We start from the raw sequence: 514 nt of genomic DNA, 5'->3' as shown, positions 1-514 counted from the left end.
GACTGCCGCAGACAACCAAATCGTGATTCCTGCTGCGCTTAAAATGGTCAAGGACCACTATGCTGCCGAGGGTAAGAACTTTTTAATTACGATGGCACCCGAGTTCCCATACCTGACACAAGGTGGGAAATACGTTCCTTATATTGATAATCTCGCCGGCTACTACGACTGGATCAACCCGCAATTTTACAATCAGGGCGGTGATGGGATCTGGGTAGATAGTGTTGGTTGGATTGCACAGAATAATGACGCACTCAAGCAAGAGTTTATTTACTACATTGCCGATTCGTTATCGAACGGAACGCGTGGCTTTCATCAGATCCCGCACAACAAATTGGTGTTTGGGATTCCTGCCAACAATGATGCAGCGGCAACGGGTTATGTACAAAACCCACAGGATCTTTACGATGCGTTTGAACAGCTCAATCAACAAGGTCAACCACTGCGCGGCGTAATGACCTGGTCTGTGAACTGGGACATGGGCACCGATGCTGGCGGTCGCGCTTACAATGAG

General features: G+C 48.6%; 1 pseudogene. It reads left to right on the top strand.

Annotated features, from left to right (window positions below):
* Positions 1-514 (top strand): annotated as a pseudogene (locus ACP45E_RS19040) (glycosyl hydrolase family 18 protein); the annotation flags it as partial.

This window comes from Vibrio genomosp. F10 str. 9ZD137 (genome assembly GCF_049974785.1).
Lineage (GTDB): Bacteria > Pseudomonadota > Gammaproteobacteria > Enterobacterales > Vibrionaceae > Vibrio.
Note: the sequence above shows the minus strand (reverse complement) of the source record. Positions and strands in the feature narration are given on the sequence as shown.